Annotated in this window: 7 protein-coding genes; 1 reads left to right on the plus strand and 6 read right to left on the minus strand. The window is 64.9% G+C overall.

The annotated features are described in order from the left end of the window. Positions 1-97 precede the first annotated feature (97 nt). Positions 98-1,471, plus strand: coding sequence for an amino acid permease (locus A5659_RS23185; protein ID WP_156749333.1), 1,374 nt, complete (start codon positions 98-100; stop codon positions 1,469-1,471). On the opposite strand, the gene A5659_RS23190 is transcribed toward A5659_RS23185, so the two are convergent. The 6 genes from A5659_RS23190 to A5659_RS23215 all read right to left on the minus strand — a co-directional run. Next, positions 1,468-2,346 carry an SDR family oxidoreductase gene (locus A5659_RS23190; RefSeq protein ID WP_067184551.1) on the minus strand — a complete coding sequence of 293 codons (879 nt, stop codon included), beginning with the start codon at positions 2,344-2,346 and terminating at the stop codon, positions 1,468-1,470. The two genes, A5659_RS23185 and A5659_RS23190, sit on opposite strands and share 4 nt — an antisense overlap. Positions 2,347-3,511: 1,165 nt before the next feature. Continuing rightward, a complete protein-coding gene (locus A5659_RS23195; protein ID WP_067184557.1) occupies positions 3,512-5,251 on the minus strand; it encodes an AMP-binding protein in 1,740 nt (579 codons plus the stop codon). 2 nt (positions 5,252-5,253) lie between these two features. Next, positions 5,254-6,021 carry a siderophore-interacting protein gene (locus tag A5659_RS23200; protein ID WP_197498161.1) on the minus strand — a complete coding sequence of 256 codons (768 nt, stop codon included), beginning with the start codon at positions 6,019-6,021 and terminating at the stop codon, positions 5,254-5,256. A gap of 16 nt (positions 6,022-6,037) precedes the next feature. Continuing rightward, positions 6,038-6,376, minus strand: coding sequence for a hemophore-related protein (locus A5659_RS23205; RefSeq protein ID WP_066867507.1), 339 nt, complete (start codon positions 6,374-6,376; stop codon positions 6,038-6,040). A gap of 37 nt (positions 6,377-6,413) precedes the next feature. Next, entirely contained in the window at positions 6,414-7,691 is a 1,278-nt protein-coding gene (locus A5659_RS23210; RefSeq protein ID WP_066867439.1) for a cytochrome P450, read from the minus strand. 13 nt (positions 7,692-7,704) lie between these two features. Next, positions 7,705-9,303: KR domain-containing protein (locus tag A5659_RS23215; RefSeq protein ID WP_156749334.1), on the minus strand; the 1,599-nt coding region annotated here is incomplete at its 5' end.

Consider the following 9,303-nt stretch of genomic DNA (forward strand, 5'->3'; position numbering starts at 1 on the left):
GCCCGATGATGGCAACCCCGATCCCGTAGCCGGTTCAGCTCCTCGAGCCGGCCCAGATCCCGCAGCTGGCGCGGTCGGCGAAGACGCCGGCTACCGCATGGGACTCAAGCCCCGCCAGGTGCAGATGATCGGCATCGGCGGCGCGATCGGCTCCGGGCTGTTCCTCGGGGCGGGCGGGCGGCTGGCCAAGGCGGGGCCCGGGATGTTCCTGATCTACGCCGTGTGCGGGGTCTTCGTCTTCCTCATCCTGCGAGCCCTGGGCGAGTTGGTCTTGCATCGGCCGTCGTCGGGCTCGTTCGTGTCGTATTCGCGAGAGTTCTTCGGCGAGAAGGCCGCCTACGCGATCGGCTGGATGTACTTCCTGGGCTGGTCGATGACGGCCATCGTCGACACCACCGCGATCGCCACCTACCTGCGGCGGTGGACGGCCTTCGAATCCATCCCCCAGTGGGTGTTGGCCCTGCTGGCCCTCGTCGTGGTGCTGTCGATGAACCTGATCTCGGTGGAGTGGTTCGGTGAGCTGGAATTCTGGGCGGCGCTGGTCAAGGTTCTCGCGCTGGTGGCCTTCCTGGCGGTCGGGATCGTCTTCCTGGCGGGCCGGTATCGGATCGACGGCCACAGCACCGGACTGAGCCTGTGGACCAATCACGGCGGACTGTTTCCCTCCGGCGTGCTGGCGGTCCTGCTGACCACCTCGGGTGTCGTATTCGCCTATGCCGCCATCGAATTGGTGGGCACGGCCGCCGGGGAGACCGCCGAGCCGGAGCGAGTCATGCCCCGCGCGATCAACGCGGTGATCGCGCGGATCGCGATCTTTTACGTCGGGTCGGTGGCGCTGCTGGCATTGCTGCTGCCCTACACCTCCTACAAGGCCACCGAAAGTCCTTTCGTCACCTTCTTTTCCAAGATCGGCTTCCACGGCGCCGGCGACCTGATGAACATCGTGGTGCTCACCGCCGCCCTGTCGAGCCTGAACGCCGGGCTGTATTCCACCGGCCGCATCATGCACTCGATGGCGTCCAGCGGCAGCGGTCCCCGGTTCGCCACCCGGATGTCGAAGAACGGGGTGCCCTTCGTCGGCATCGCGATGGCGGCCGCCATCTGCCTGCTCGGCATCGGCCTGAACGCCGTCAACCCCGGCGAGGCCTTCGAGATCGTGCTCAACATCGTGGCGCCGGGAATCCTCGCGAGCTGGGCCACCATCGTGCTGTGTCAGCTGCGCTTCTACCGGCTGGCCAAGGCGGGGCAGGTAGAACGCCCGCAGTTCCGGATGCCGTGGGCCCCGTATTCCGGGTATCTCACCCTGGCATTTTTGGCCGGCGTCCTGGTCATGATGGCGTTCGATAAGGACACCGGCACCTGGACCATCGCGACGGTGGTGGTGGTCATTCCGGCGCTGAGCGCCGGATGGTTCCTGGTGCGCCGGCGGGTGGCGGCCGTCGCGTCGCAGCGCGCGGCCCCGACCGGCTAGGAGCTGCCGAGGTCGCGGTTGTAGGCGCTGGTGGAGCGGCCCAGCGCGGCGACTTGGGCGTCCAGCTGGGGCAGCAGCTCGGCGGTGGATTTGTGCAGGGGCATTTCGCCGACCGGACTGGACAGCACCGGCTTGACCCAACGGAACAGCGCCACCCAGCGTGGGCAGTAGACGCGGGTGCGCCGCCGCTCGATCCCCTTGACGAAGGCGGCCGCGCACTTGTCGACGGTCGTCGTCTTGCTCAATGGCCACGGGAAGCTGGCCAGCAGCTGGTTGAACGCCGGCAGGTCCGACTGGGTGTCGCGGACCAGGGCGGTGTTGATCCAGGACATGTGCGCCGAGCCGACCGTGACGCCCAGGTGGGCCACCTCCAGCCGCAGCGCGTTGGCCAGCAGTTCGACGCCGGCCTTAGACGCGTTGTACGGCGCCAGCCCGGGGCAGGCGGTGTAGGCGGCCAGCGACGACACGATGAGCACGTAGCCGCGGCGCTCGATCACCGCCGGCAACGTGGCGCGCACGGTGTGAAAGACGCCGAGCACATTGATGTCGAGCACCCGTTTGAACGCGTCGGGGTCGACCTGCAGCACCGATCCGTAGCTGGCGATGCCGGCGTTGGCCAGCACCACGTCGATGCCGCCGAATCGCTCGACGGCGCGGGCGGCGGCGGACTCCATCGCGGACAGGTCGCGCACGTCGGCGACGGCCGTCAACACCCGTTCTTCGCCGAGTTCGGCGGCCAGCGTTTTCAGGTCGGTTTCGTTGAGATCGGTCAGGACGAGCCTGGCGCCCCTGGCAGACAGCCGCCGAGCGGTCTCGGCCCCGATCCCCCGGGCACCGCCGGTGATGAAAACGACTTTGTCCTGCAGCGATGTCATGGTCGCCAACCTACCGTGCGGGCATTCGAGGGCATCGCCCGCGCGCGTGACCTCAGTTGACGCCGACAGCATCGCGGTGTCGAGCCACCGGTCTGCGCTGAATCAGCAGGCTGCTGAATTAGCCGAGAATGGCCCCTTGCACACCGCTGAAATTGACATTAGCGAAAGTGCCCAGCGTATAGCGCCGGTCTTGCGAGTTCTGCGTGGTGCAATGTGTGCGTCTTTATCTACGCTCGTTCCGAACCCACTCTTGCCCGGAATGAATGCCCTGCGCTGGATCGGCCTCGGCGGGTGTTTTCTGTGTTAACAGCACGCTAACTGGACGCTGCCACTACTCTATTTGGCTCGCACCTAGCCCGGCGAGACCAGCGCCGGCCATAGGCTCCGCAGCATGACACGCAATTGCGCATGTCGCCGGGGATCTCGCTGGATGACAATCGACAGCTCGATCCCACCGCCAGCAGCGCTAATAGACCGATTGCAAAGCAACGCCGAACGTTGTCGAAACAAAGTCGAATTCGACCATGACCGCTAAACCACCGGCGCGCGGCGGCGTCGCCAACCCAGCCGCCGCGCGCCGGACTACACCGCGGGCGCCGTGGCGTGCTCCTTGCAGCGGCGTTCTGCTGTCGGGGAACCGGTCCCCGTGTTGTGCACTGGCTATCCCGCTTTCAGCCGCGACTTTTGCGAGTTTGTCTGCTCCGAAGTTGCCGCCAACCACGGGTGTGCGACCGGGATCAGCCGGCTTTGGTCGAGTCGGCTCCAGCATCTGAAAGGGAGGGACGATGCACAGAAAATCGACTCCACCTGATTTTTCAATGTGGAAATTTGTGTCGCATGCCAGCTTGGGTGATCTGGAAACCTATCTCTGGCATCGTCAGGGCAGCAACGTATTCTGCTGGCGCCCGGTGGGAAAGTCTCGGGGTGCAGCGAAAAAGAAGGACGTCGAAGAATGACCAGCGGAACTGAGCTCATCCGCTAAAAGGCCAAGAAAACAGCGGGGATCGCAGGTCTTTCGGTAGTGCGAGCGGACCCCACTAGAGCGTCTACGCGCCGCGACCAGGCGGTCTCGAAGCAGCGATGAGCATCAATCCGTGGGTAATGACAATTTAGACTTTCGTCTTGGTCAAAGGCGCAACGCCCAGCGACCCGCCGGTGGTAGCGCCTAACCGCGCAACCGGGCGAACTGACCTTGCCGGTACTGCTCGACGCAGGCCGAACGCCGCACCTTGCCACTCGTGGTGATCGGTATCGACCCCGGCGCCACCACAACCAGATCCGCGACGCCGAGGCCGTGCGAGTTGGAGACTGCCGAGGTCACTTCGCGCTCGACGACGGCGAGCTTGTTCGCCCCCTCTCCGTGGGGCGTGGGCTGGTTTTTGACTTCGGCGATCACGACAAGCTTTTCCATGCCCCCATGCGGGACCGCTATCGCTGCGCACCGGCCCCGGGTGATCTCCTGGACCGTCGCTTCGATGTCGTCGGGCGAGTGGTTACGCCCGTAGACGATCAGCAGATCCTTGATGCGGCCGATGATGAACAGCTCGCCTTCGAAGATGAACCCCGAGTCGCCGGTTCGCAGCCACGGCGCTTCGGGTGTGCCGTCCGACGCGGCGACCAGCCGATCGCCGAACGTGCGTTCGGTCTCCTGGGGCTTTCGCCAGTAGCCCAAGGCGACGTTGCCACCGTGCATCCAGATCTCGCCCACGGTGCCCTGGGGACACTCGATCCTGGTGTCGGGGTCGACAACGCGGATCATCGGTGACCGCGGCGCCCCGTAGCTGACCAGTGGTGTACCGGTGGGGCTTTCGCAGCGGTCCGCGCTGCCGGCGGCCAGCTTCTCGGGATCGAAGTGCACCATTTTGGGCGGCTGTGCCGGTGTGCGAGTCAACGCGTACACCGTCGCCTCGGCGAGCCCATAGCTTGGCCGTACCGCGTTGTCGGGCAGATTGAACCGCGCGAACCGATCGATGAAACGCCGCAGCGTCGCAGGATGCACGCGCTCACTACCGTTGAGGATGACCAGCACCTCGCCTAGATCCAGTCCGGCCAGGTCCTCGTCCGACGTCTTGCGTGCCGCCAATTCGAACGCGAAGTTCGGCGCCGCCGAAAACGCGTGACTTTCCTTGGCCAGCAACTGCATCCACCGGGCCGGTCGCTGCAGAAACGACACCGGACTGGTCAGCACGGTGCGGATTCCGCCCAGCACCGGCGCGCACACTCCCAGTATCAAACCCATGTCGTGGTAAAACGGCAGCCACGACACAATGGTCGTGTCCGGCGGCGCGACGCCGCCGTGCTCCGCGCAGAAGTCGGACATGATCTGCCGGAAATTGGCCAGCAAATTGCCTTGAGAGACCATGACCCCGGCCGGCTGCCGGGTGGATCCGGACGTGTATTGCAAATACGCCAGCTCTGAAAGATTCTCGCGCCCCGGGCCGGATCCTGTCCGGGCGTCCAGGTCCAGCAGGTCAACCTCTACGACGGATGGAACTAATCCGCCGGATTGCGACTGGACATACCCGGCAACGGTTTCCGCGGCCGGGGACGTTGTGAGGATGACGGTTGGCGACGCGTCGCGCAGCACCGAACTGACGCGTTCATCGCTGACGCCACCTAACGGCACTGAAAGCGGAACCGCGATCTGACCCGCCTGCAATGCACCGAGAAACGCCACAATGTAATCCAGCCCCTGCGGGGCCATGATCACGGCGCGGTCACCCGCCGACCCGCAATCATGAAGCCGCCGCGCAAGGTTGCGCGTTCGCCGATGCAGCTGCGACCACGTCAGGCTTTCAGCAACGCCGTTCCAGTCCTGCTCGTAATCGACGAAGGTGAATGCCGTGTCGTCGGGCTGCAAGCTGGCGCGTTCACACAGCAGGTCTGACATAGGCGTCTCAACCATCATCACTCCATTCCGCTACGGCCGGGGGTCCAAAAGGGCTTCGTGCGTATCTGCCGTCGATCCCAGCCACGTTCGGTGATCAATATTTTGCGCAGCGTTTGTATGGTGCGGGCCTCGCCGGCGAGGTAGGCGACGCCGGGATAGTCGGGCAGCGGCAGGCTGCGCAGGGCGTCGGCGAGCACGGCAGAGTTCGCGGCCGGTGCGCCACCGCGCTCGACCCGGGTCAGGGGTGTGGCCAGGGGCAGGTGATCGGTGTCGGTCACGGCCTCAATCGCTCCGTAGACCTCGGCGGTTGGGGGCAGGGATCGAAGCATCGCGGCGAACGCGACCGAGGCGGTTTCCTCGCCGGCGAACAGGTGGTAGGGCGCGTCCCGGCGGATGGCGAACTTGCCCTGGGGCCGGGTGAAATGGACGCCGTCTCCGACCGAGGTGGACAGCGCCCAGCGCTTGGCGGGTGTCGCGCCCTGCCGGCCACCGTCGTGGTCGACCATCACGATGTCGAGTGCGCCGAGGGCGGGATCGGCGTCGTAGATCGAATACGTGCGCAGCACGGGGTATGGGTGCAGCCGCAGCACGGCGTCACGCAGACTCTCGACCTGCAGCCGGACATGCTGACCTGGCGTCCAGGTCAGTCCCCGCAGGCGCGGGCCGCTGAACCGGATGCGGCGCATTCTCGGTGTCAGCCTTTCGATCTCGCTGACCGTCGCCGAAAGAAACACTGCGTCGCGCAGGGTGCTGATGACGGGAAGATTTTCGACGAGGGTAGCCACGAAGAACTCCAACCGCTCAGTAGTTGTTGCAGGTGGCGAAGACCCGCTGGACAAGTCCGAACTGCTCGTCAGCCCCCGGCTGGCTCGCCAGCATCTGGGCCATCTGCTGGCGTTGACTCGGCGGCGCGGCCAGGAACTGCCGCAAAAACGAGCCGCTCTCCGGCGAAGCATTGAATTGTTCGGCCGCTTGGGGATCCGCCGCCTGCAGCGCCGACATCACCTGACCGTAATTGCAGGTGGTGTTGACGAACGGGCTGAGATCCCGATCGGCCGACGCGAGCCCGGCCCCAGCGGTCAACGACAGTGCCAAGCCGCAGATCCCGACGGCGAACCTAGTCAACGATACCGTCCTCATTTTTGACATCTCCAACTAATCGTCGCGATGGACCGGTTCACCGAACCGGCGTGAACTCGAGGTGTAATTCCTTGAGGCGCCTGAACAATGGGGTGCGGTCCCATTTCAGCCGACGAGCGCCTGCCGGGCCGTGTTCGGCCTCTGAAAGCCGGATGTCGGCCATTCGGTTAAGGATGCGTTCCAAGCTCACCCGCACTTCGGCGCGAGCAATCGGGGCGCCCGGACACGTGTGGATACCACGGCCGAATGCCATGTGGTGCAATATGTTCGGGCGGCCCAGGCGGAACTCGTCGGGGTCGTCGAACCGCCGTGGGTCGCGGTTTGCCGCACCGTTCATCACCAGCACGCTGGTGCCGGCTTGCACATCGATGTCGCCGATCCTGGTGGTGCGACGCGCCAGGCGGAAATTCGTTTTGATCGGGCTTTCGATGCGCAGCATCTCCTCGATGAAGGCGCTGATCTTTGAATTGTCCTCGCGCAGTTGCTCTTGCAAGTCCGGTCGCTCCGCCAGCGTCAGCATCGAGAGACTCAGCAGATCGATCGTCGTGCCGTGGCCGGCGGCGAACATGAAGGTGGCAACGCGGGCAACATCAAGCGCGTCAGGTGTCGTCCCATCGGGAAACTTTGCCAGCGCAAGCTCGGTCAGGACATCGTCACGCGGCTCGCGCCGCCGCTCCTCGATGTACTCGACGAACCACTCCTCTTTCACGCCGACGAAACCACTGCGGTCACCCTCGAGCCGGCTGGCATACGCAGCGCGGCGGAATCGCTCACGGTCGGCCTCGGGCACGTCGAGCAGGTCGGTAATCGCGTCGAGCGTGAATGGAAAATTGTAGTCAATGACCATCTCGCACTTGCCGTGGGCGAGGAACCGGTTGAGTTGCTCGTCGGCAAGACGCCACAGGAAGTCCTCGTTGTTCTTGAGCTGCTTCGGCGTAAACAACCGGCTCAACAGCGAGCGGTGGGCCGTGTGCTTCGGAGGATCAAACGTCAGGAAGTAGTCGCCGAACGTCACCCCCTGGCGGTGCCGCTCAATCAGATCCGAAATGTCGTCGCTGTCGGTTTTGGTCGGAATCCCCGACCATGGGCCGCTGACGATATTGCAGACCGAGAAGGCCTGTTCGGGGTCGCGTTGCACCGCCAGGGCCTCGTCATACCCCGACACCATCACCACACCGTGCGCAGGCTCACGCCACACCGGGCACCGCCGGATCGCATCGTAGTAGTCGTATGGGTCATCGACGAGCGACTTCTCGGTGAAGAAGTCGAGGTTTTCGGGAGTGGACTTTCGGCTGACCATGTAGTCAGATGTCATTTTTCAAACCCTCTCAGCTTGAGGCGGCGTCCGCGGGAACCAGCTTGTCGCGCAGCAATTCGGCCAAGCCGCGGATCGTGCCAATCTTTGCGATGTCGGCGGGCGTCACCCGTACGCCCGTTTCGGTCTGGATGCGGGTAAGCAGTTCGAGACCACCCAGCGAGTCGAGCCCGTACTCGGAAAGCGGACGGTCGGGATCGACGTTGCGACGCAGGATCAGGCTGACCTGGTCAGAGATCAGGCGCCGCAGCCGGGTAGGCCATTCGTCCGGGGCCAGCTCATTGAGCTCGGCACGCAGTTTGCTTGTGCCCGTTGAACTTTGTCCGTCGGAGCGGAAAGCTTCGGCGAACGGACTGCGCTCGGCGAAAGCGGCCAACCACGGTGTGTTCGTCAACGGGGCATAGCCCGTGCAGGCACGGTCGTGGCGCAGCAGCGCATCGAACGCATAAGCGCCTTCGTCGGGAGCGATCGCGGCGTCGGCGCCTTCGGCCAAGGCGGTGCCACGTCCAATCTGCCCCCACGCGCCCCATGCGATCGCGGTGGCGGGCAGACCCCGAGCCCGCCGCCAGCGGGTGAAGGCGTCCAGCCAGCTGTTTGCCGCGGCGTAGGCACCCTGTCCGGGTGACCCCACCAGCGCGGCGGCCGAGGAGAACGAGCAGAACCAGTCCAACGGCTGCGAAGCGGTGGCGGTGTGCAGATTCCACGCCCCATAAACCTTTGGTGCCCAGTCATGTTCGATGAGATCATCCGTGATGTTGGTCAGCGTGGCATCCTCGATCACCGCCGCCAGATGCAGCACACCGCGCACCGGAAGCCCGGTGGCGGTTGCCGCGGCCACCAACCGCTGAGCCGTCCCAGCCTCGGCTATGTCGCCGCACTCGACGACGACATCGGCACCCGTCCCGCGGATGCGTTCGATCATCGCCCGCGCCTCGGGATTTGGCTGTGAACGCGAGGACAACACGATACGCCCGCAGCCGGCCTCCGAACCAGGCGAAGCCATCTTGTCGGCCAAAAACAGCCCCAGGCCGCCCAGTCCACCGGTGACAATGTAGGCGCCGTCGCTGCGGAAGACCCCGACCTGCGCCGGCGGCACCATCACGCGGCTGCGGCCGGTATGCGGGATATCGAGCACGAGTTTGCCGGTGTGTTGCGCGCCGCTCATCACCCGAATCGCCGTGGCGGCATCGGCAAGCGCGTAGTGCCTGGCTTCAGGCATCGGCAACTCACCGTCCGCGGTGAGCCGGTACACCGTGTTCAGCAAGTCACGCAGCCGGTCCGGATGACTGAACGACATCAACGCCAGGTCGAGGGCGTAGAACGTCAGGTTGCGCCGGAACGGGAAGAGCCCCAGTCGGGTATCGCCGTAGATGTCGCGTTTGCCGATCTCGACGAATCGCCCACCGAACGCGAGCAATTCGACGCCCGCGCGCTGGGCGGGCCCGATGACCGAGTTGAGCACGATATCCACGCCATAACCGTCGGTGTCCCGGCGTATCAGGTCGGCGAACTCTACGCTCCGCGAATCGTAAACATGCTCAATTCCCATGTCGCGCAATAATTGTCGACGTTGCTCGCTGCCGGCTGTGGCGAAGATCTCGGCGTCCGCAGC

Origin of the sequence: Mycobacterium sp. 1165196.3 (assembly GCF_001673415.1) — a bacterium.
In the GTDB taxonomy this organism is placed as follows: domain Bacteria; phylum Actinomycetota; class Actinomycetes; order Mycobacteriales; family Mycobacteriaceae; genus Mycobacterium; species Mycobacterium europaeum_A.